The sequence below is a fragment of the Streptomyces sp. NPDC001380 genome (assembly GCF_042895785.1).
Taxonomy (GTDB): Bacteria; Actinomycetota; Actinomycetes; order Streptomycetales; family Streptomycetaceae; genus Peterkaempfera.
In genome coordinates this window covers 58,791-79,110 of the sequence record NZ_JBIAWP010000024.1, presented here as the reverse complement: position 1 = coordinate 79,110, position 20,320 = coordinate 58,791, and the positions used below count along the sequence as shown (strand labels likewise).

17 protein-coding genes and 4 pseudogenes are annotated in these 20,320 nt (G+C 73.2%); 9 read left to right on the top strand and 12 right to left on the bottom strand.

The annotated features are described in order from the left end of the window. Positions 1–153 precede the first annotated feature (153 nt). Entirely contained in the window at positions 154–1,164 is a 1,011-nt protein-coding gene (locus ACFY07_RS24475) for a DUF3103 family protein (protein ID WP_390871652.1), read from the bottom strand. Positions 1,165–1,535: 371 nt separating this feature from the next. On the opposite strand from ACFY07_RS24475, the pseudogene ACFY07_RS24470 reads away from it, so the two are divergent. Next, positions 1,536–1,751: pseudogene (locus tag ACFY07_RS24470) on the top strand (IS630 family transposase); the annotation flags it as partial. Positions 1,752–1,960: 209 nt separating this feature from the next. Here ACFY07_RS24470 and ACFY07_RS24465 read toward each other — a convergent pair. The 3 genes and pseudogenes from ACFY07_RS24465 to ACFY07_RS24455 form a co-directional block, all read right to left on the bottom strand. Further along, positions 1,961–2,542, bottom strand: coding sequence for a hypothetical protein (locus ACFY07_RS24465; RefSeq protein WP_390871672.1), 582 nt, complete (start codon positions 2,540–2,542; stop codon positions 1,961–1,963). Between the two features lie 243 nt (positions 2,543–2,785). Continuing rightward, positions 2,786–2,860, bottom strand: a pseudogene (locus ACFY07_RS24460) (hypothetical protein); the annotation flags it as partial. A 1,061-nt stretch (positions 2,861–3,921) separates the two neighbouring features. Continuing rightward, positions 3,922–4,338, bottom strand: coding sequence for a hypothetical protein (locus ACFY07_RS24455; RefSeq protein ID WP_390871650.1), 417 nt, complete (start codon positions 4,336–4,338; stop codon positions 3,922–3,924). A gap of 194 nt (positions 4,339–4,532) precedes the next feature. Between ACFY07_RS24455 and ACFY07_RS24450 the strand changes: the two are divergent. The 3 genes and pseudogenes from ACFY07_RS24450 to ACFY07_RS24440 form a co-directional block, all read left to right on the top strand. Further along, positions 4,533–4,814, top strand: a pseudogene (locus tag ACFY07_RS24450) (phosphohydrolase); the annotation flags it as partial. A 157-nt stretch (positions 4,815–4,971) separates the two neighbouring features. Further along, entirely contained in the window at positions 4,972–5,613 is a 642-nt protein-coding gene (locus ACFY07_RS24445) for an RNA polymerase sigma factor (RefSeq protein WP_390871648.1), read from the top strand. Continuing rightward, positions 5,610–6,632, top strand: coding sequence for a CU044_5270 family protein (locus ACFY07_RS24440; RefSeq protein ID WP_390871646.1), 1,023 nt, complete (start codon positions 5,610–5,612; stop codon positions 6,630–6,632). The genes ACFY07_RS24445 and ACFY07_RS24440 overlap by 4 nt, the downstream gene beginning before the upstream one ends. 130 nt (positions 6,633–6,762) lie before the next feature. On the opposite strand, the gene ACFY07_RS24435 is transcribed toward ACFY07_RS24440, so the two are convergent. After that, the gene (locus tag ACFY07_RS24435; RefSeq protein ID WP_390871644.1) at positions 6,763–8,172 is read right to left on the bottom strand and encodes a helix-hairpin-helix domain-containing protein; all 1,410 of its coding nucleotides are present in this window, start codon (positions 8,170–8,172) and stop codon (positions 6,763–6,765) included. Positions 8,173–8,276: 104 nt separating this feature from the next. Here ACFY07_RS24435 and ACFY07_RS24430 point away from each other — a divergent pair, with 104 nt between their 5' ends. Then, a complete protein-coding gene (locus ACFY07_RS24430) occupies positions 8,277–8,861 on the top strand; it encodes a TetR/AcrR family transcriptional regulator (protein WP_390871642.1) in 585 nt (194 codons plus the stop codon). 934 nt (positions 8,862–9,795) lie between these two features. Here ACFY07_RS24430 and ACFY07_RS24425 read toward each other — a convergent pair. Together ACFY07_RS24425 and ACFY07_RS24420 are read right to left on the bottom strand one after the other, a co-directional pair. Further along, positions 9,796–10,149: a DUF1622 domain-containing protein gene (locus tag ACFY07_RS24425; protein ID WP_390871640.1), complete on the bottom strand. Its 354-nt coding sequence runs from the start codon at positions 10,147–10,149 to the stop codon at positions 9,796–9,798. A gap of 208 nt (positions 10,150–10,357) precedes the next feature. Next, entirely contained in the window at positions 10,358–11,005 is a 648-nt protein-coding gene (locus tag ACFY07_RS24420; protein ID WP_390871638.1) for a cysteine hydrolase, read from the bottom strand. Between the two features lie 909 nt (positions 11,006–11,914). Between ACFY07_RS24420 and ACFY07_RS24415 the strand changes: the two genes are divergently transcribed. After that, positions 11,915–12,391: a hypothetical protein gene (locus ACFY07_RS24415; RefSeq protein ID WP_390871636.1), complete on the top strand. Its 477-nt coding sequence runs from the start codon at positions 11,915–11,917 to the stop codon at positions 12,389–12,391. Between the two features lie 524 nt (positions 12,392–12,915). On the opposite strand, the gene ACFY07_RS24410 is transcribed toward ACFY07_RS24415, so the two are convergent. Continuing rightward, positions 12,916–14,607: an acetolactate synthase large subunit gene (locus tag ACFY07_RS24410; protein ID WP_390871634.1), complete on the bottom strand. Its 1,692-nt coding sequence runs from the start codon at positions 14,605–14,607 to the stop codon at positions 12,916–12,918. Between the two features lie 248 nt (positions 14,608–14,855). On the opposite strand from ACFY07_RS24410, the gene ACFY07_RS24405 reads away from it, so the two are divergent. Next, the gene (locus tag ACFY07_RS24405; protein ID WP_390871633.1) at positions 14,856–15,593 is read left to right on the top strand and encodes a flavodoxin family protein; all 738 of its coding nucleotides are present in this window, start codon (positions 14,856–14,858) and stop codon (positions 15,591–15,593) included. A 385-nt stretch (positions 15,594–15,978) separates the two neighbouring features. Here the strand turns inward: ACFY07_RS24405 and ACFY07_RS24400 are convergent, their stop codons facing one another. After that, complete coding sequence (locus ACFY07_RS24400; RefSeq protein WP_390871671.1) at positions 15,979–16,203, bottom strand: hypothetical protein; 225 nt, start codon at positions 16,201–16,203, stop codon at positions 15,979–15,981. On the opposite strand from ACFY07_RS24400, the gene ACFY07_RS24395 reads away from it, so the two are divergent. Next, positions 16,169–16,909: an SDR family NAD(P)-dependent oxidoreductase gene (locus ACFY07_RS24395; RefSeq protein WP_390871670.1), complete on the top strand. Its 741-nt coding sequence runs from the start codon at positions 16,169–16,171 to the stop codon at positions 16,907–16,909. The genes ACFY07_RS24400 and ACFY07_RS24395 overlap by 35 nt on opposite strands. A gap of 265 nt (positions 16,910–17,174) precedes the next feature. Here ACFY07_RS24395 and ACFY07_RS24390 read toward each other — a convergent pair whose 3' ends face one another. From ACFY07_RS24390 to ACFY07_RS24380, 3 genes are all read right to left on the bottom strand, one after another. After that, positions 17,175–17,798 carry a TetR/AcrR family transcriptional regulator gene (locus ACFY07_RS24390; protein ID WP_390871632.1) on the bottom strand — a complete coding sequence of 208 codons (624 nt, stop codon included), beginning with the start codon at positions 17,796–17,798 and terminating at the stop codon, positions 17,175–17,177. 965 nt (positions 17,799–18,763) lie between these two features. Then, entirely contained in the window at positions 18,764–19,633 is an 870-nt protein-coding gene (locus ACFY07_RS24385; RefSeq protein ID WP_390871630.1) for an alpha/beta fold hydrolase, read from the bottom strand. Positions 19,634–19,864: 231 nt separating this feature from the next. Further along, a complete protein-coding gene (locus tag ACFY07_RS24380; RefSeq protein WP_390871628.1) occupies positions 19,865–20,101 on the bottom strand; it encodes a hypothetical protein in 237 nt (78 codons plus the stop codon). 53 nt (positions 20,102–20,154) lie between these two features. Here ACFY07_RS24380 and ACFY07_RS24375 point away from each other — a divergent pair. Continuing rightward, a pseudogene (locus ACFY07_RS24375) lies at positions 20,155–20,259 on the top strand (IS5/IS1182 family transposase); the annotation flags it as partial. Between the last annotated feature and the right edge of the window lie 61 nt (positions 20,260–20,320).

The following is a 20,320-nucleotide window of genomic DNA, read 5'->3' as shown; positions in this document are numbered from 1 at the left end:
GCAACCCGGGGAGCAGCGGCAGCGGAGGGCGCGTCCCTCGCCGAACCGGTGGCCGGTGGCCGACGGCCGGTGGGCGTGCGGAGCGGGCCGGTGGTCTCACGCACCGGCCCGCCGTCCTGTCGCGGTCCTCTCCCGGGACGTCCGCTGCAGGGTTCAGAACCCCTGGACGAAGTACGGCTCGACGGTCATCCAACCGTTGCCGCGCGCGCCGTAGCGGGTGCCGTTGTCGCTGCTGGCCAGGGTGTACCAGGAGTCGACGTAGTCGGGGTCGTCCGTCCACCAGTCGTTCGGGATGGCGTCCAGGACCGCGTTCACCAGGGGGACGTAGGCGCCCTGGTCGGTGATGGTGAGCAGGGCGGTGGCGATGGCCTTGGCCAGGTCGCGGTAGTTGGTACTGCCGTCCTCCTCCATCATGACGGCGTCGGCCAGGTCGTACTTGTAGTTGGACCAGTTGACCAGGATCTGGCCGGGCCGGTAGACGGTGCCGTCGTTGTCGAGGTACGGCATGTCGACGGGATCGACGCGCACCTTGCCGTCCTGCCCGAAGCCGGTGACCAGCGTGTAGATCTCGGCATCGCCCTTGATCCAGGGCTCCTCGTCGTTCGAGAGCTCCACCGCGGTGATGCGGGTGGTCCAGAAGCCTCCGGTGGCCGCCTGGACCTGCGGCCTGCCGGCGGCATCCGCCGTCGGTGCCGGTGCGGCGGAGGCGAGACCGTAGCGGCGCAGTTGCCTGTTCAGGACGTCCAGGCCGGCGGCCAGTGCCTTGGAGCCGTCGATGTCGACGACGTAGACGGGACGGGCGGGTGCGTGGCGGGCGTCGAGCGTGTGGGCCCGACCCCGGCTGTCGTAGGCGACGACGATGGTGGCGTCCTCGTCGGCGGTGGCCGGGGCGACCCAGGGCGCCGTTCCGGCGGACAGCGCGCCGCGCATCGCGTGGTTCCCGAGCCGCAGCCGGAGCAGCGAGCCGGCGCCGGCGTCGAGGCCCTTGGCGGCGGCGATGCGGCGGTCCGCCGCGGCCAGCGTGGACTGCAGACCGTTGCCGGCCCGGCCTGCCAGCGCGGTGACGGACACCTCGTCGGTGGCGAGGACCGCATGCTGGACGCGGGCGCGCCAGGACGCGTGGGAGAGGGAGAGGGCTATGGCACGCGCGGCCTGGTCCTGCACCGCGACGACCGTGGAGGCGGACGCCGAGGCAGACGTGGAGGCAGACGTGGAGGCTGGAGGAGGCGGGGCCGCGGTCGCGGGCAGAGCGGCGACGGTCTGACCGGCGCACAGGGCAAGCAGGGACGCCGCGAGGGCGACGGCGCCACGGCGGCGCGGTTGACGAGGTCTCACTGGGCGATCCTCCTGAGCGTGGGGGCGGGCGGACGCGCAAGCAGGTGGAGCGTTGGAGCCGTGGGATCTATGCGAGTAGATTCCCGACGCCAGAATGGCGGGACCATGACACCAAAGCAAGAGCGCGGAACCACGGAACCTCAACGGGGCCTCCCCCTGACCACCGTGTGCCCCATCGCCGTGTCGCGGGAAGCCACTGGCCGAAGGGCGCCACGCACCGGTCGACGCGGCCGATGGCGAAGGAGACGGGCCTGTCGCAGTCGACCGTGCCGCGGATCCGGCGGGCGTTCGGCCTGCAGCCGCACCGCGCCGGGACGTCTCTGCTGTCGACCGCCCCGTCCTTCGTCGACAAGGTCCGCGACGTGGTCGGCCTGCACCTGCACCTGCACCTGGACCCGCCCGAGCGGGCGCTGGTGAGCCCTCCGTGTGGACCAGGACCGCAGGCGAGATCCTCGAACGCCTCGCCGGACATCTCAAGCGCATTCACGGCTCAGGACACCAGCGGACCGCCAGGGCTCAGTGCAGGCTTCCGTTCCGATGTTCCTCAAGCCCCGGCACCGAGCCGAGCGTGAACCCTGCGGCGACTTCGCGCGGCGCCGGCACAGGAGCGGCGAAGAGCGGTGCCTCAGCGGTCGTCATCGCGTTCCGGGACGGCGTCGAGTTCGCGGAGGATGTCGGTGTAGTGGCGACGGCGTCGGGCCGCGAGCGCGGCGACGTCGTCGCCGGTCACCGCCTGGAGCTTGTGGAGGTACCCCAGCAGGTCGTCCCGCTGTCCGTGGTCGGAGCCGGTGACGTAGGAGAGCGTGTGCTCGGTTGCCCCGCAGGCGAGGAGGAGTTGGTGGGGCAGGCAGCCCCAGGTGTCGAAGCTGGTGAGGATCGCCTCCCACAGGTGCCGGACGTCGCCGGGCCGGCGGTGCTCGGCCAGCAGGAGCGCGGCGATCTCGATGGTGTGGCTGCAGCCCCGGCAGTGGCGGTGGAACCATACCTCCTGCTCCAGCAGGAAGCGGGCGAAGTCGTGGTCGATCGGCCCCGGGGCGAGGACGAGCGCCTCGAGGACGTCCTGGCGGTCCTTCGACCACCGGTCCAGCGGCAGGTCGGCCGCGTCGTGGGCCGCCTCGAACCGCAGGAGGTCCCAACGCTCCGGGTCCTCCGACCACCAGGCCAGGTCGAGAGTGCCGCCGACGTCGCGCGGCCGGGCGGCGGTCATGCACGAGCCCAGGGCGTGGCGGTGGCGGCCCGCCGCAGGACGCGGTGGACGGTGGGGTGGGTCACGGGGGAACACCTCCATCAGTCCGGTGCTGGTGCACTCGGCCCTGCGCACACGACGGCGGCGCGACGTTGCCAGCAGGTCTGCGCAACAGTCGGCCGCCGGCAGCCCGATGCCGATGAGGCGCCCCTCCCGGTCGACGTCGAGGACCTCGGCCGTGATCTCCTGGCCGACGCCGACGACGTCGGACGGGTGGCGGATCGGACGCCAGGACAGCTCCGGAACGTTGATCATGGCGGTGAAACCGCCGATGTCCACGAAGGTGACGCCGAAGTCGGCGATGTGCGTCACCGTGCCGGTGACGACCTGGCCACGCCGCAGGGTCCTCAGGAAGGCCCAGTCCCGGTCGCCGGGTGTCGGCTCGGTCTGCCCAGCGGGCCCGGAGAACGCCGTCGCTGTCGGGCAGCACAGCGGTGAACAGCGGGCACCGCTCGTCGGCGTCCAAGGGGACGACACCGGCGGCACGCGCGCCGGCGATCCGGGAGGCCACCGCCCCGAACGCGGTCTCGTCCGCGACGGTGTTGGCGATCCGCCCGTCCTGGTCCTCCCAGACGATCTCCACCAGGCCCTCGTCGGGCAGGGCGGCCAGGGCCGCGTCTGCGTCGGTGAGCAGGTCCGCCCAGACCGCCGGCCGGGCGCGAGGGGTCAGCCGGGCGCGCACCGCCTCGACGGTGTCGCGGGTGAGGCGGTGCCAACGGGTGGCGTTTCCGGCGTAGGCCTCCTCCAGGAACACGGCCCGGTGGGAGCTGACCGTCCAGTGCAGGCGGGCCCAGAAGTCGGCGTCAGCCGGGCGCTGCACGTGCAGGGGGTCGTCGGGGGCGAAGGCGTACGGCGAGGCGTCCAGGCGTTCCGGGAACAGTCCGAGTGAGCGGGTGCGGGCCAGCGCCGACTCGCAGGGGCGGCTGCTGCCGATGTAGAGGTACTGGTCCCAGCCGACGTGCACGGTGAATGCCCCGTCCACCTCGAGCCGGCACCAGGCGCCGTTGCCGCGGAGCATCGCCCGGACGAGTTCCAGGGCGACCGTGATCGGTACCAGCGCTCCGTCGTGGAACCCGGCGAGGCCCTGCGGGAGGAGACCGGCCGGACCGTGGCCGCCGACCGTGGGCCCCGGCTCGAAGTGGACGAAGCCGGCGATCTGCGGCTCGCGGACGGCCACGTGGTCGATGCCCGTGTCCTGGGCGAAAGCGGCGACCGCCTGCAGGTAGGCCGCTTCCACCGGTCCGTGGTCACTGGCCGTGGACTCGGCGCCGGTGCAGTGGCCGCGCTGGTCGCGGTCGGCGGGGTCGTACTTGGTGACCTGGTGGACGTGGGGCAGCACGTCACCGCCCCACAGGGGTCGAAGGCGCTGCCGGTGACGTCCGGTGGCGTTCGAGGACGCGGTGGACCGTGGCGCGGCCGGCGGGGACGAGCTCGGCGGGGTCTGCGAGGGTGCGCTCGCCGGACCGGTGCTGCGGGACCAGGCGGGTCTGCCGACGGGCGGCGAGCGGGTCGCCGATGTCGCCCGCGGCGGTTACCGGACGGGCGAGACGCGCGGCCTTCGCAACGACGGGGATGTCGTCGACGCGCACGGATGCGGAGACCCGGGCCAGGGCCAGCCAGGTGCAGGTTGTTCCGGTCAGGCCGCGGTCGAGGCGGCTCCGGCCGCCGGGGACGTCCGGGCCGGGCAGGACCTCACGCCGGGCACCCGACACCCGCCGGTCCGGACCGCACATCGCGCAGCCGACGCGTTCGCTCATGCCGGGAGCGTACGGGAGGCCCCCGCTCAGCGTGCAGATCACCGGACACCCTCCACAGGGCTACGATCACGCAGCTCGACGCCTCGCAGTGTCCGGAGTCATGCTGATCCACCGGGTGGTGGCCGACGGGCACAAAAGCAGGCCGCGGTCAGCACCCTGACGCGCTGACGACCGGCACCGCCTTGTCGAGGGCCATGAGCGGCATCGTCGGTCTGCCCCTGCGCCCGCTGCCGGATCGCGTCGCCGAGCTCCTGTCCCGGCCGCATTGCCCGCCGCGGCCGGCGGCCGGCCTGCGGGCCGTCCACGATGTCGCACACCAGCTGGTCGAATGGGTCGGGCAGCACTGTCCCGCCCTCGTCCTCGACCACGAGGCGGTGCTCTTCGGGGCCGCGACGCACGACATCGGGAAGACGGTGCACGTGTCCGAGCTCTCCGGGCCCGGCGCGGCGCACGAGGAGGCGGGGCGGACTCTTCTGCAGCGGGCGCGGCAGCAGTGCAGAGGGTGGCCCTGGCCGTGGTCTTCCCGGACTCCGGACGTCGACGACGGAGCGGGCAAGCTGGATGTTCCGCCCGCCGCCCCGGCGATCGGCAGGTCTTCGGGAACCGCCCTGCCGCTGCGGACACCAGAAGGACGTGGAGTCCTTCCTGCCCAGTCAGCAGAGCCCGACCGGCGACCGCCGCGCCTTCGCCGCGCTCTTCGACGAGCACGCCCGGACGGTGCACGCGCACGCGGCCCGCGCCACCGGGGACGGAAGCACCGCCGATGACGTGGTGTCACTGACGTTCCTGGAGGCCTGGCGCCTGCGGGACAGACTGCGCGGCGACGTGGTCAACCCGCGGGCGTGGCTGCTGGGCATCGCCACCAACGTGCTCCGCAACACCGCGAGAGCCGCGCGCCGGCACCGTGCGGCGATGTCCCGCCTTCCTCCCCGTGAGCCGACACCGGACTTCGCCGACGAGGTCGTGGGCAGGATCGCCGACGCCGCCACGGCAGCCGCAGCCGTGGAGGCGCTCGGGCGGCTGCGCCGCAGCGAACGCGAGGTCTTCACCCTCGTGGTCTGGTCGGGACTGGGCTACGCGGAGGCCGCGCAGGCCCTGGGCATCCCCGTGGGCACCGTCCGATCCCGGCTGTCCCGCGCCAGGGAGAAGCTCCGCAAGATCGTTGCGGCAGAAGGTCCACCGGACCGAAGAGCAGTGGAACCGCGCCCCGGTCGCGGACACCACGTCCACGACAGCCCGTTGTCCATGAGGAGCCACCAGAGGAGGCAGCCGTGAACCCCGCATCCGGAGACCGACACGCGCGGGACGAACAGCGCGAGCATCTTGAGCTCGCGCGGCTGCTGCCGCCGCCACCCCACCAGGACATGGCACCCGACCGCCTGCGCACCAGCAAGGAGTTCCTGTTGAACGAGATCGACCGGCACCACCGCCCTGCCGCTCCTGCCGCTCGGCGATGGGGCAGGCTTGCCCTGGCGACGGCAGCCGCCACGGCTGCTGCCGTCGCCGTGGTGGTAGGCACCCAGGGCGGCGGTGCGCCGGGGGAGAAGGCACCGCCGGCCACTACGGCATCCGTGCAGCTCCTCAACCGGGTGGCCCAGGTTGCCTACGCCCGGTCCCAGGCGCAGCCGCGTGACAGCCAGTACACCTACGTCAGGACGGTCGGCCACAGCACGTCGCTGAGCGAGAGAAGCGACGGCTCGATGCAGCGCGACACCATCACTCAGAACCGGGAGGACTGGACGCCGGTGGACGGCGACCGGCCCGGCCTCCAGCGCAGCAGCGGCGGCGACCGGGAGATCCCCGCCCTCCACGGCGGCACGCTCAACTCGCCCACCTACAAGCTCCTGGCGAGCCTGCCGACAGACCCGCAGGCCCTGCTGAAGCAGATCTACGCCGACGCCGACCTCAACCACGGGGCCGGCTCCGGGTCGACCACCGGGCCGGACCAGGAGGCCTTCACCACCATCGGCGACCTGCTGCGCTCCTCCGTCGCGCCTCCCCAGGTCAGCGCCGCGCTGTACCGGGCCGCAGGGCACATCCCCGGGGTGGTGACGGTCGACGACGCCGTCGACGCCGCCGGCCGGCACGGCGTGGCCGTCGCCCGGGTCCACGGCGGCGAGCGCTCGGAGTGGATCTTCGACAGGCGGAGCCTGCGCCTGCTCGGCGAGCGCACCGTCCTCCTGGAGGACAGCTCCTGGGGCAGGGCGGGCGACGAGGTGACCTCCATCGCCGTCGTCGGCCGCGGCATCGTCGACGCCGCAGGGCAGACTCCCGACGCGAGATCGAACCCCTGACCGGAACCAGCCCGTGGTTGGCCGATCCGCCTGAAACCCTTGTGCGAGCGGTGGTTCCACCGCCTGAAAGGCCGGAGTGGTGCGTACGTGTGCACGAGGTGACGAACGCTGCTGGTGTGCCCCGGCCGGGTCAGCCCTCCCGGCGGGGCAGCAGGCTGGCGGGGCGGAGGGTGCCGGGGCCGTAGCGGGCGGCGGCCCGGTCGGCGGTGGTCTCCGCGCGGCGGCGGCGGTCGTCGTCCTCGTGGTCGAGGGTGAGCTGGAAGGGCGTGCGGGCCGCTTCGGTGAGGTGCTCGGCGCGCAGGTGGAGGTGGCGGATGCGGGCGCGCTGGAGGGCGAGGGCGTCCTGGACCCGGTGGGCGGCGTCGGCGAGGTCGGCGGCAAGGTCGGTGGGGCGGGGCAGGGCGCGGGTGCGGGTGAGGGCGGCGCCGTCGGCGAGACGGACGGTGAGGGTGGCGGCCGAGGCGAGGAGGCGGTCGGCGCGCAGGCGCGGGGCGATGCGGTGGGCGAGGTCGAGCAGGGCGGTGCGGACGACGCCCGGGTCGAGGGTGTCGGCGGGGAAGGCGTGGGCGTCGCCGAGCCGGCGGGCGGGGGTGTCGCGCAGGACGGGGCGCGGGTCGTGGCCGCGGGCCTGCTCGGCCAGGCGCTGTCCGGTGGCGGGGCCGAGGGCGCGGCGCAGGGTGGCGGCGGGGGTGCGGCGGAGGTCGGCGAGGGTGTGCAGGCCGTAGCGGGCGAGGGCCGCGGCGGTGGCGGGTCCGACGCCGGGGAGGGCGGAGGCGGGGAGGGGGTCGAGGAAGGCGGTGAGGGCGGCGGGGTCGTCGGGCAGGACGCGCAGGGTGCCGGGTGAAGCGGTGTCGGCGGCGAGGCGGGCGAGGAGGCGGTTGGGGGCGGCGCCGAGCGCGGAGGGGAGCCGGTGCTCGGCGTGGATGCGGTCCTGGATGCGGCGGGCGAGGGCGGCGGGGGTGCGGCCGAAGTACGGGAGGGCGCCGGTGAGGTCGAGGACGGCCCGGTCGCCGGGGAGGAGTTCGACCAGCGGGGTGGTGGTGTGCAGGACGGCGGTGACGGCGGTGGCCGCCGCGGCGTAGTGCTCGGGCCGGGCCGGCAGCAGGGCCGCGTCGGGCAGGAGGCGGCGGACGCGGGCGGCGCCCATGCCCGGGCGCACGCCGGCGGCACGGGCGGCGGGGCAGGCGGGGCAGGCGGAGAGGACGGTGCCGCGCGGGCCGCCGTCCAGGACGGCGACGGGCCGGTCGGCGAGGTCGGGGCGGTCGCGTTTCTCGACCGCGGCGGGCAGGTCCTCCAGGCGCACGTGCACGATGTGCGCGCCCGTGTCCGCCGCCGGGGGCGCGGCGGACACGGCGGGGGCGGACACGGCGGGGGCGGACACGGCGGGGGCGGCCGGGGCGGGGACCGCGGCCGCGGGGCCGGGACGGCTGCCGGGACCGGTGCCGGGTCCGGGGCCGCCGGTGTCGGTGTCGGTGTCGCCGCCGCGCCGGGGGGCGGTGACGGCGTCGGCGGGGCGGGTGCTGCGCTGGGGGTGGGTCATCCGGCGCTCCCGGGTGAGGCGTGCCACAGGCGGCGCGGCAGGGCGGTGGGGTGGGGCCCCGGGCCGCGCAGGTCGGCCCAGGGGTGCTGGAGGGCGCCGGTGGGGTGCACCAGGACGCGGCCGGTGCCGGCGGCGGGGTGGGGCCGGCTGCGGCGGCCGGTGTCGAGGTGGTCGCGGACGGCTTCCGCTCCCTGCGCCTCGCGGCGGTGACCAAGAGGCTGAACACCTCCTTCGCCACCCTGTACCAGCTGGCACCGTCCCGGGACGAACTGATCGCCCTCGTGGTCAGACGCTGGTACGCGAACGTCTGCAGCTCGGCCGTACAGCGGCTCATGGAGGAGACCGAACCGGTCGGGCGCCTGCGCATGTGGACCCGGTTCGGGGTGGCGGGCGTGACGAGGACGTCCCGGCAGTTCTGGCGGGACGCCGAGGCGCACGAGGCCATTCGCGCAATCGTGCACACCTACTCGCACTACTACACCGAAGTGCTGCGGGCCGTCCTCGACGACGGAATCACCGTGGGAGCCTTCCGCCCCGTCAACACAGCCCTGTTGGCCGCAGTCTGGGAGACCTCGACGACACGTCTGGCCGATCCGGAGGACCTGCCCGGCGCAGGCAGCCTTCGGGAGCTGTCGGAGGACTGGGTCGACCTCGTGCTCCACGGGCTTCTCCCGGACGCGGAGAGGTGACGGCACCCGGCGCGCGGCGCATGCCGCGTTCAGCGGAGTCCTCGTGCCCCGGGCGGGAGCACGGGAGCAGGGCACGCCGACCGCGAGGTCCAGCCGCCTGACCGGTGTGCCCGAGCGGACCCGGCGCCGCCACCGGGCCCGCGCCCGGCACGGTGCACCGGCGCGGGGGCCGTGGCCGCGTCCCGCCCGGGAACGGGTCCGCGACGCGGCCCGCCGGCACGTGCCCTCCCCCACCGGGGCCGAGCCCCTGACCGGAGCCCCTCCCGCGGACCTCGCACCAGACGACGCGGACGGCACGCTCCAGCCCCTGGTCACCATGGTCACCGACAACGGCGGCCCGTTCCGCTCCCTCCGCTTCGAGGCACCCGTCGCCACCCGGCCCGGGCTGCGACATGGGGCCCACCCGAGTCCGCACCCCCGGCCGGGACGGCCCGCACGGACCCGCCTCCGGTTCCCTGGAGGGCGAGAAGCTCCTCCTCGAGGAGAGCCCCGACGCCCTCGACCCGGTCCGCCCCGCCGAGGACCACCGGACCGGGCACAGCACCGTCCATCCACGCGAGGGACCCGCCCGGAACCGTCCCCCCGACGTCCGCACCCGCCCCCGAAGCGCCCACTCCCCCCGGCACCGGCAAGCCTGCCGAACAGCCCTGCCCTCGAGCGGAGCCGAGCCGGCAGGGAGAAGCCTCTGCACGGCCTGCGCACGAACGCAGCGCCGTACCACCTCAAGGCGGGAGATCGAGTGGACAGGTCGGTCGAGGAACTGAGGGCGTGGATGGGAGGCCGCCGCAGGCCACGGGGCTGAGGCCGGGGCTTCGATCCGCCTCCGGTCCCAGCCGTGACCAGCCCGCTTCCAGGGCGTCCGCCCGTTTCGCCAGGTCCGCAGAACTCACGGCAGGGACGGCTCCGCCCCGCCTGCCGCCGATGTGACGCATGGTCAGTCCTCGGCTTCGGAAGCCGGCTTCTGCCACGGCCACCGTCCGGTGATCTCGAGCTCGAGGGAAAAGCTGAGGAAGGTGCGGATACCCACGATCACGGCCAGCACGCCGACGCTTGCGAAGGTCGGCGCGACGGCGACCGTACGGATGATGTCGCCGGCCACGAGGAGCTCCAGCCCCAGCAGGATCGACCGCCCGACGCGCCGGCGATAGCCGCGGTACACGCCCGGCTGCCGGCGACTGATCCGGATGGCCGCGAGAACGGTCGCCAGGAACGTTCCCACGACGATGACGGCCACACCCGCGGAGTCGACGGCTCGGCCTACCAGCTCCACGACGTGCTGGAATTCCACAGTGCCCCCTCTCGCGCCGGCCCGAATCCGCTCGTCCGCGATCCGCGACCCCTGTCGCCACCGGGACGTCGTTCCGGGCATCGGCCGCAGCAGGGCTGGACGTGTCTCCACGGCGCTCCCCGCGCAACGGGCCGGTGGGCGCCGACGAAGTCTGGTGAAGGAGTGAGCACCGGGCGGACGCACCCACTATTTCCCGGCTGCGGGCTTCTCAGCGCATGGCATCGAGCACTTCGTCGGTCGACAGCAACGCATGCGCGAAGAAGCGGTAGTTGATGATCGCCGCTTGATAGCCGTCGCCCCAGACCGGGTGCCGGGGGCCTGCTGTCGCATCCCTGACCATGGCGACCTCGAATCCCTCCTCGATGAGGTGGCGCATGTGGGACTCGACGCACATGTTGGCCAGCATCCCGCCCAGAATGATTTTCTGCATCCTCCGCTTGCGCAGCTGCAGCACCAGGTCGTTGGTTTCCGGTCCGAACACCTTGTGCGGGCTGGCGACCACCGTTCTGCCGTCCTCGATGTAGGGCTTGAAGCGGTCCAGCCAGTCCGCACCGGAGTTTCGGAACCCGGTCAGATCGAGTTGTCCCGTCCGCGCGAACACGTGGTTCTCGATCTCGCTCGTCTCGAGCGGCCCGTTCATCTGCCACCCGTTGTCGGTCGGGTAGGAGTAGTGGGGCGAGATGAAGACCTCGTATCCGCCCGCCTTCGCCGCCTCGAAGATCCGCTCCATGTTCTCGACGGTCCTGTTCTCCGTGACGCTCGCCCCGACCGCGTCCCAGGCCGCCCCGTCCTCGCTCAGCACGTCGTTCTGCGGGTCGATGAACACAACCGCCGTGTCAGTCTTCCTGATGTCCACCTGACGCTCCTCATGGAATGAAAAATCACTGCCGTAACAGGTGTCCGGTGCGGCGGATGCCCCTCCGGAGCGCATTCCGACCAGGTGGCACGAAGCCTCTGCCTGAGCTGCCGGATTGTTCCGGCACCGAGCTGCATCACCCGAGTGCCGTATCCACCTCGGGGTACGCGCCGCGAAGAGGCGCTGTCGCGGTCATTCGACCCTCCATTTCATTCTGCCCCACAGCGGGGTGTTCTGCATCGGTGGGTTGCTGCACCTCGGTCGCCGCTCCTGTTGTCCCCGTACCAAGCCCGGTCTCCTCACGGCAGCAGACGGCAATCGGCCACCACCCGTGCGGGCGGTGGGGCCGCGGTCACCGGGCAGGCGGTCCTTGCCGGACCCGGCGGGGAACGCACCGTCTGATCCTGGACCCGCCCCGCGTGACGCCGCTCGAACCGGCGGTGCCGCGGCAGGCAGGGCACCGGCGCCCCGCGCCGTCGGACACCCGCGCGTCCGCCGCGCACCGACCGGGTGCGCGGGCACCCGGCACCGGAGGGACGACCGGGCGCGGCGGGGGTGGGCCGGGACGTGCAGGGCACGGGTGTCAAAGAGCTGTCAGGATGGCGTCAATATCCGATAACGTCGTGGACGGAGTGCCGGGAAGCCTGGTCGGCGATCGAAGGAGACGTCTCTTCACCGCCAAGGGGTTCCACGGTGCTCATCGCTGTCTTCGGGGTCGCGCTGCTGGTCGCGGTCCTGCTGCCGGGGCCGGCGGGCCGGACGGTGCTGTCCACACCGCTGTGTTCCTGGGCGCGGGGGCGGTCGCCGGGGACGGCGTGCTGGGCCCGGTGCACATCGGCACCGCCGACCCGGTCGTCTCCGCCACCGCGGACCTGGCCCTGTTCACCGCGCTGTCCACCCATCGACGGCATGCACCTGTCCCTGCCCGCGGTGCGCCGCGCCTGGCGGCATCCGGCCCGGGCGCCGGGACTGGGGACGGGGATGCCGCTGGTCTGCGGCACCCGGCTGGCCCCGGCGCTCTTCGGGGCCCTGCCGTGGGGCGGGTACGCGGCGGTGGGGCCGGCGATCGCGCCGGTGCGGCCCGTCTCACTGCTGCTCTCCCTGGTGCGCAGCCGCTCCGACCGGCGCGAGCAGCCGGTCGGAGCCTGGTTCGGGCCCGAGGGGTTCGCCTCGATGGTGTGCGGACTGCTGGTGCTGGTGCTGCAGGCCGGCATCCCGCCGAGGCCGGCGTCCGCGCCGAGGGCTCCTTCCACGGCACCGTCCAGCAGCAGCGCCGCGAGAAGGACACCGAGCCCCGTCACCCCCGCCACCAGGAACCACACCACCGTCCCCACCTCCGTGCACCACGGTCCGGCAGCGCGCCGACCGCGCCGCCGGGCTGCATGATCGCGGCCGGACGGGACGGCGCACACTGCCCGGTTCCGGCAGTCTTGACGCGTCCTTGACGTCCTGGACGTGGCGGGCGACGGCAGCGACGGTCTCCCAGGGCCGGAGGTTCCTGACGGAGAGGGACGGTGTCCGCTGCGCTGCCCAGGGCTCACCGCATGACGACACCGTCCTGCTCCTGCCGCGGTGCCAAGGTGCGGTACCGCCCTCACAGGAGGAACGACCCCGCATCACCGCGGTTCGGAACGCAGGGCGGTACGGCGCAGAGCGTGGAGGGCCCGCCGGTCCGCCGGTGCGGACCCGGGGTGTCCGTCCCCGCCCTCTGCCTGCTGCGGTGGGAGACAGGCCTCCGGGCGAAGGCGGACCGCCGCGCGACGGCGGCGCCAGGTCTGCGGTCGCGGGCGATGCCCGCCCCCGCCCGTCCGCACGGCACCGGCCGCTCCCCCGGCTCCCGGTCCGCAGCCGGGTCCGCCACGGCCGTGGCGGCCGCACACCGCATGCTCGCCGGGACCCGGGGCGTCGGGTCAGAACGGGCCGTGGAGGCTGCCGAGCCTGTCGGTCAGGCGCAGGTTCTCGGAGTAGTCGACGGGGCAGGCGATGACGGAGACCGCGTCGTCGTCGAGGGCGCGGCGCAGCACGGGCAGCAGCTGGTCGGCGGCCTCGACCGCGTAGCCGTGTGCGCCGAAGCTCTCGGCGTAGGCGGCCAGGTCCGGGTTGGTGAACCGGGTGTGGCTGTGGCGGCCGAGTTCGAGTTCCATCTTCCAGGTGATCAGGCCGTACTCCTCGTCCACCAGGACGAGGACGGTCAGCGGGACGCGCTCGCGGACGGCGGTCTCCAGTTCCTGGGAGTTCATCAGGAACGAGCCGTCGCCCATCATCGCCAGGACACGCCGGTCCGGCCGGGCGAGCTTGGCGGCGAGGGCGCCGGGCAGCGCGAAACCCATGGTGGACAGGCCGTTGGAGACCAGGCAGGTGTCCGGTTCGTAGGTCGGGTAGAGGCGGGACATCCACATCTTCCCGGCCCCGGTGTCGGCGAGCACGATGTCGTGGCGGTCCAGGGCGGTGCGGACGTCGGCCACCACACGCTGCGGCACCAGGGGGAACGCGTCGTTGCCGCGTCCGTACCGGAGCTCCGCGTCGAGCAGTCCGCGGATCCTCGCGGTGGTCCCGGAGTGGTGGGCGAGCCCGTCGGGCAGTGCGGCACCGAGTGCGTCCAGCGCCTGCGAGAGGTCGCCCTCGATGCCCACCGCGACCGGGTAGTGGGCGTCCACCTCGGCGGGGAAGCGGTGCACGTGGACGATGCGCTTGTCGCCGTGCGGATTGATCCTGGCCGGGTCGAACTCCTGGATCTCGTACCCCACGCAGACCAGCACGTCGGCCGCGTCGAAGCCGAAGTTGCCGTAGTCGTGGCGCATGAAGCCGACCGCGCCGAGGGCGTTGGGGTGGTCGTCGGGGAAGACGCCCTTGCCGTGGAACGTGGTCGCGACCGGGACGTCCAGCCGCTCGGCGAACCGCACCAGGGCGGCCGAGGCCCCGGCCCTGGCGGCGCCGTGGCCCGCCAGCACGACGGGGTGCCGTGCGGCGGTGAGCACCCCGGCGGCCCGCGCGACCTGGGAGGGGGACGGCGCGTCGGCGCGCACCGTGTCGACCTGCAGGGGCGTCAGCGGTTCGGAGGGATGCTCCGCCTCGATGTCCTCCGGCACCGCCAGGAACACGGCGCCGGGCCGCTCGCTCTGCGCGGTCTTGAACGCCTTGCGCACCATCTCCGGCACCGCGTCCGGGCACTCGATGCGGGCCGCCCAGCGGGTGACGGGGGCGAACATGGACACCAGGTCGATGACCTGGTGCGACTCCTTGTGGACGCGGCGCAGCGAGCCCTGGGCGGCGAGGGCCACCAGGGGCGCGCTGTTGGTCGTGGCGTCCGCGGTGCCGAGCAGCAGGTTGATCGCACCCGGGCCCAGGGTGGCCGAGCACACCCCGGCCCGGCCGGTCAGCCGCCCGTAGATCTCCGCCATGAACGAGGCGGCCTGCTCGTGGCGCACCAGGACGTACCGGATCCCGGAGCCGTTCAGCGCGTCGACGAAGCGGATGTTCTCCTCACCGGGGATCCCGAAGACGTACTCGACGCCCTCGGCCTGCAGACAGCGCACCAGGAGGTGCGCGACGTCCTCCGCTGCCGCCGTGCGCCGCTCCCCGGCCCCGCCTTCGGTACCCATGGGTCGAACGTAGGCACGCCCGTCCGCCCCGGCCACTCGTCGGCCGCCGGCCGGGGGTGGCCGGCGGCGGGTGCCGGCCGGGCCGGCCGGCGGCAGGTGGCGTCCTGCGCCCGGTCCCAGGGACCGCAGGCGTCGCCGGGCCGTTCGGAGGCGCTGCGGTGGCGGTCGCCGCAGTCGGCCCGCACGCTGGAGCCGGACATGGACGCAGCGCCGCGCACCGTGCGGCATCCGGGCTCCGGGAGGACCGTGTGACCGCTTCGCCACCTGCCGCCGGCACGCCGCCGGCCCGGTACGACGACCTGCGGGCCCTCGTGGTCAACTGCACCCTCAAGCGGTCGCCGGAGACGAGCAACACCCAGGGCCTGATCGACCGGAGCACCGCCATCATGGCTGCACAGGGAGTGCACGTCGACGTCGTGCGGGCCGTGGACCACAACATCGCCACCGGCGTGTGGCCCGACATGACGGAGCACGGCTGGCAGACGGACGCCTGGCCGGACCTGTACCGGCAGGTCCTGGCGGCCGACATCCTCGTGCTGGCGGGCCCCATCTGGCTGGGCGACAACAGCTCCGTGACGAAGCGGGTGATCGAACGCCTCTACGCCTGCTCCAGCCTGCTCAACGAAGCCGGCCAGTACGCCTACTACGGCCGTGTCGGAGGCTGCCTGATCACCGGCAACGAGGACGGCGTCAAGCACTGCGCCATGAACGTGCTCTACAGCCTGCAGCACCTGGGCTACACCATCCCTCCGCAGGCGGACGCCGGCTGGATCGGCGAGGCGGGACCCGGGCCCTCGTACCTCGACCCCGGATCGGGCGGTCCGGAGAACGAGTTCACCAACCGCAACACCACCTTCATGACCTGGAACCTGCTGCACCTGGCCCGGATGCTGAAGGACCTCGGCGGCATCCCCGCCTACGGCAACCAGCGCAGCGCCTGGGACGCCGGCTGCCGCCGCGACAACGAGAACCCCGAGCACCGGTAGGGACTCCCCCGGCCGGCCCCGGGGCTGCACAGGCCCGGATCCGCCTTTCCGGGACCCCTGGGCGACCGTCCGCCGCTGCGTCCCCCGACGGATCGGGGACTGCTGCCGCCGCACTGGCTGCCGAGCACGGGCACGAGCACGAGCACGAGCACGACGGGAAGCCTCTGCCATCGGCCGGTCGGCGCTCGGTCGTGGCCGACTCCGACGACCGCCCGATGGAGCTCGTCGAGACGACGGACGTGTGCGTCGTACCGCTGGACGGAGCGGACATCAGCCACGCGCCGGACGAGGGTGAGGGCCGCGCCACCGCGGAAGGGCGGGGGTCCTCCTCCGTGAAGGCGGACACGCGTTCATCCGCCACCGGGGGGGGGGAGCCTCGTCCCCATCAGCCCGGGGATACGTTCACTGCCCGTACGTCGCCACCCTGGTGGACCTCCTGATCACCGCTCCCGCAGGACACGGTCTTCCTCCTCCGGTGCGGTTTCGTGATCAGGATGGCGTCGCCCTGCTGGAGGCCGAACGCCAGGTCGGATTCCCGCCGGTCTCCGGCGCCGATGCCGACGATGCCGAACGTCATGAACCGCCTCGGAGGAAGCAGGGCCTTGATCACCGGCGGCAGCCGAGGCATCGGTGCCGCTGTGGCGCCACGGCTGGCCGAAGAAGGCGCGGACGTCGTCCTGACCTATGAGAACAGCGCGGAACGCGCCGCCCGGGTGGTGGAGCAGATCAAGGACCGAGGGCGCCGGGCACTGGCTGTCCGGGCCGACAGCGCCATCCCGGAGGCACTCACCGCCGCGGTGGACGAGGCCGCCGCGGCGTTCGGCGGACTCGACATCCTGGTCAACAACGCCGGCGTCTTCCTCGTCGGCCCGCTCGAGGACCTGGGATCGGCAGAGATCGATCGCACCCTGGCGGTGAACGTCCGGGCGCCGTTCGCAGCGTCCCAGGCGGCAGCGCGTCACATGGGCCGGGGCGGCCGCATCATCAGCATCGGCAGCAACGTCGCCGAGCGTGCGGTCATCCCCGGCCTGGCGCTGTACTCGATGAGCAAGTCGGCCCTGGCCGGGATGACGAAGGGCCTGGCCCGGGAACTCGGTCCGCGGGGAGTCACCGTCAATCTGGTGCACCCCGGCCCCACCGACACGGACACCAACCCCGCCGACGGGCCGGGCGCCGAGGTGATCGCCGGCTTCACGGCTGTGGGCCGCTACGCGGAAGCGGCCGAGATCGCGGCCACCGTCGCCCACCTGGCAAGTGCGGACGGCGCGTACATCACGGGAGCCTCGATCCATGTCGACGGCGGCTTCACCGCCTGACACGCGGGCTCGACCTCGGGACGACGCTGAGGCCCGGCCCGCGAGGGGAGGCCACCGCGTGAGGCTGCACCCCGAGCGCGGGCACCGGGTTTCATGCCGCGAGGTCGAGGCCACCGGAGTCGATCAGCCGCCGTTCGGACGCGACGGGCGTGAGGTCCTGCAGAACCGAGTACCGGCGACGCTGGTTGCCGTACGGGAGCCGGCGGAACAGATCGAGCCGCGCCCGCGCCCAAGGTGCAACCTCAGCGCTGAAAACACTCCCTGATCAGGCCTCCGCGAGCAACGCCCGGCCGGCAGAGCGGGCCATCCACGCCTGGGCGCGCTCGAACGACCATGCGCGCTCGCCGACAAGCGTCATCCACGCGTGAGGGCCGAGATAGAAGATGAGCAGGTCGGCTGCCTCCTCGCGCCCGATCCCCGGACGAAGCGCGTCGAGCGCCCCGAGGCGGTCGGCCACGGCGGTCAGGATCTGGACGTAGCTGTCGGCCCCGCGGTCCAGGACCGCCTTGACCGCGGGCTCTCCGGGCGGATTGCGGTAGAACAGCTCGAACACGAGATCCCAGTGGCGCTCGTGGGTGAGCCGGGTGCCCTCGGCGGTGAGGTCGATCAAGGCACGCGGGTCGTCACTGACCTCGATCGCCGCCAGGGTGTCGGCGACGGCCGGATCCGTCAGGACGGGTTCCAGCAGCGCCCTCAGGATGCTCGGCTTGTTCCCCGCACTGCTGTACACGGTGGGCACGGCGACCCCCGCCGCCTCCGCGATCTCACCGACGGTGACCTCGGTGTACCCGCGTGCCAGGAAGAGCGCCTGCGCGCTGTCCAGGATGGCCTGGCGCGTGGCGGCCGCCGCACTGGCACGACGGGGTGAGTTGTATCTCCGGGTAGTCACGGGCCCACCATATCACTATCACTTTAGGTAACAATATTGACAAGAGAGTAATCTAATGAATATGATTGCCCATACGTCGATACATGCCTCTCGCGAGCCCCTGGCAGTCCTCGGGACCCGGCTTGCCCACGCGGTTCACCGCGCCGCCACCACCCTGCCGGCAGAAACGGCGGCCGCCCCCCCTCCGTGCCGCTCGGGGCCCCGGCTCAGCTGCGGGACTTCCTCGTCGCCGACCTCCGCCATCACCACAAGGCGGAGGACGCCGACCTCCGGCCGCGCATCACACGGACGTCCTCGGCCGCGAAGGGCGTACTCAGCGCGCTGAGCGAGGAGCACGAGCGGCCGGACGCGGCACCCGGGAGGCGGGCCGCGTCGGCTTCCCCACTTCGCCCGGCCTCCCGAAGAAGCTGGAGCGCATCCTGCGGGACCCGCACGTGCCACTCGCCCACCACACGCGTGAGCACGGATGCGCCTCGGACGGTTCGTCCGTACTCGCCCAGGGCACGGCGACGGTCGACCTGCGCCCGTCCCCGGAGCGCCTCGCGGAGCTGATGCGGGCCTCCGCACCGTTCCTCGGAGCCGCCGGGCGGGGACGGGTCCGGGATGGGCTGCTGGGCGAGTACCACCAGGAACGCGTCTTCGTCGACGTCGGCCCCGGACGCGTGGCCGCCCGGCCCGATCCGGCGCTCCGCGGCCCGACGGCGGTCACGGGCGCCGCATGGCCGGACGGCCCGGCACCGCGGAGGCCGCCGAGGAAGGGCACGGGGCCACATGCCGACGTCACCGCGACAGCCAGGCACATCGGCGGACTGCCGCACCGGCTGCCGGCGTACCGGGGTGCCGACGGCCTCCCCGTCATCCTTCCGGCGGCCGACAGGACATCCCCGGCGTTGATCGTGTCGAGCTGCCTGTGGCCCAGCGGGGTGGTCGGCCGGCCGCACTCGGAGCCCGATGGTGTCGGCTCCTCACTCGGGCCTGTCGGCGAAGAAGTCCGCCAACGAGGAAGCGAGCGCCTCCGGAGCCTGTTCGGCCACGTGGTGGCCGGAGTCGATGCCGTGGCCGCGGACGTCCTCCGCCCACCGACGCCAGATCTCCACGGGGTCGCCGTACAGGTCCTCCAGGTCGTCCCGGCGTGACCACAGGATCAACGCCGGGCACCGGATGCGTGTACCGGCGGCCCGGTCCTCCTGTTCGTGCTGCTTGTCGATGCTCAGGCCGGCGCGGTAGTCCTCCAGCATCGCGCGCACCATGTCCGGATTCCGTGTCGCCTCCCGCCATTCGTCGTGGTTCTCCTGGCCCATGCTCTGCGGATCACCCCGGTACCAGCTGTCCGGATCGGCGTTGATCACCCGCTCGGGGATGTCCGGCTGGGCGAAGAAGAACCAGTGCCACCACTGAGTGGCGAACTCAGCCGTGATGCGGGACAGGTGCTCGGTGACGGGAAGGCAGTCGATCAGTGCCACCCGCTGGACCGCACCGGGGTGATCGAGCGCAAGGCGCAACGCGACGCTGCCTCCGCGATCGTGCCCGGCAAGCGCGAACCGGTCGTGGCCCAGGGAACGCATCACCGCCGCCATGTCAGCGGCGACGGCTCGCTTGGAGTACCCCGCGTGATCCTCCGTGGCGGCCGGGCCCCGGGAACGGCCGTACCCCCTGAGGTCGGGACAGACGACGGTGAAGCCGCTCCGGACAAGGAGTGGGGCCACGCGGTGCCAGGTCGCGGACGTCCTCGGGTGGCCGTGGAGCAGCACCACGGGTGGGCCCTCGCCGCCGTGGCGGACGAAGATCGATGCCTCATCGAGCTCAATTCGCCCGGTTGTGAAACCCTCGAACAAAGCTGCACCTTTCCAGCCGTGTCGCGACCCTGCCCACCTGGCCCGCAGGCCGCCGGCAGTCCGGTCGGAGGCCGCCGGAGCCGGGAGCCTGCGCCGGCCGACGCTCTCCGTCGGCTCCTCCGGAGCTGACACACCGTCTGTCCGCTCTTGTCTCCGCGGACGTCGTACACACACCTGGCCGGCACCCGCACCGGGTCGCACGGAACGCGCGGCAGGACGGCCATCACGCCTTCACGCCGCGGCGGCGAGCCCGGTCGGGAGGGCGGTGTGTTCGTCGGACGGCTTGCGGTGCTGCAGGCAGTGGTGGAGCTGTCCGGGCATGCGGCTGAAGAGACCGCGCCGGGCGGACGCATGCCGGTCTCCGTGGTCGGTGCGGCGCTCGCGGCAGTGGGCCTCGGCGCCGGGTGGGGCGGTGACGGAGGCGAAGGCCCCGGGGTGGCCGGCGTGGTTGAGCCGGTCGTCCTTCACCCGCTGCCTGGTGGTGCTCGGCCTTGTGCCGGGGCCCTGGCCACGGGCGAGGCACCCTGAAGTCCCGGCGGCTGCCGCGCAGGCTCCGCTGGAGCACCACCCGCACCACCGACCTGGCCGAAGCCGTGCTCGCCCTCCACCTGGCGACGTCAACGTGAGGCTGGAAGGAATTCAGCACTTGTGCGGACTGCTCCTTCACTGCTCACCGCCGGCCACGTG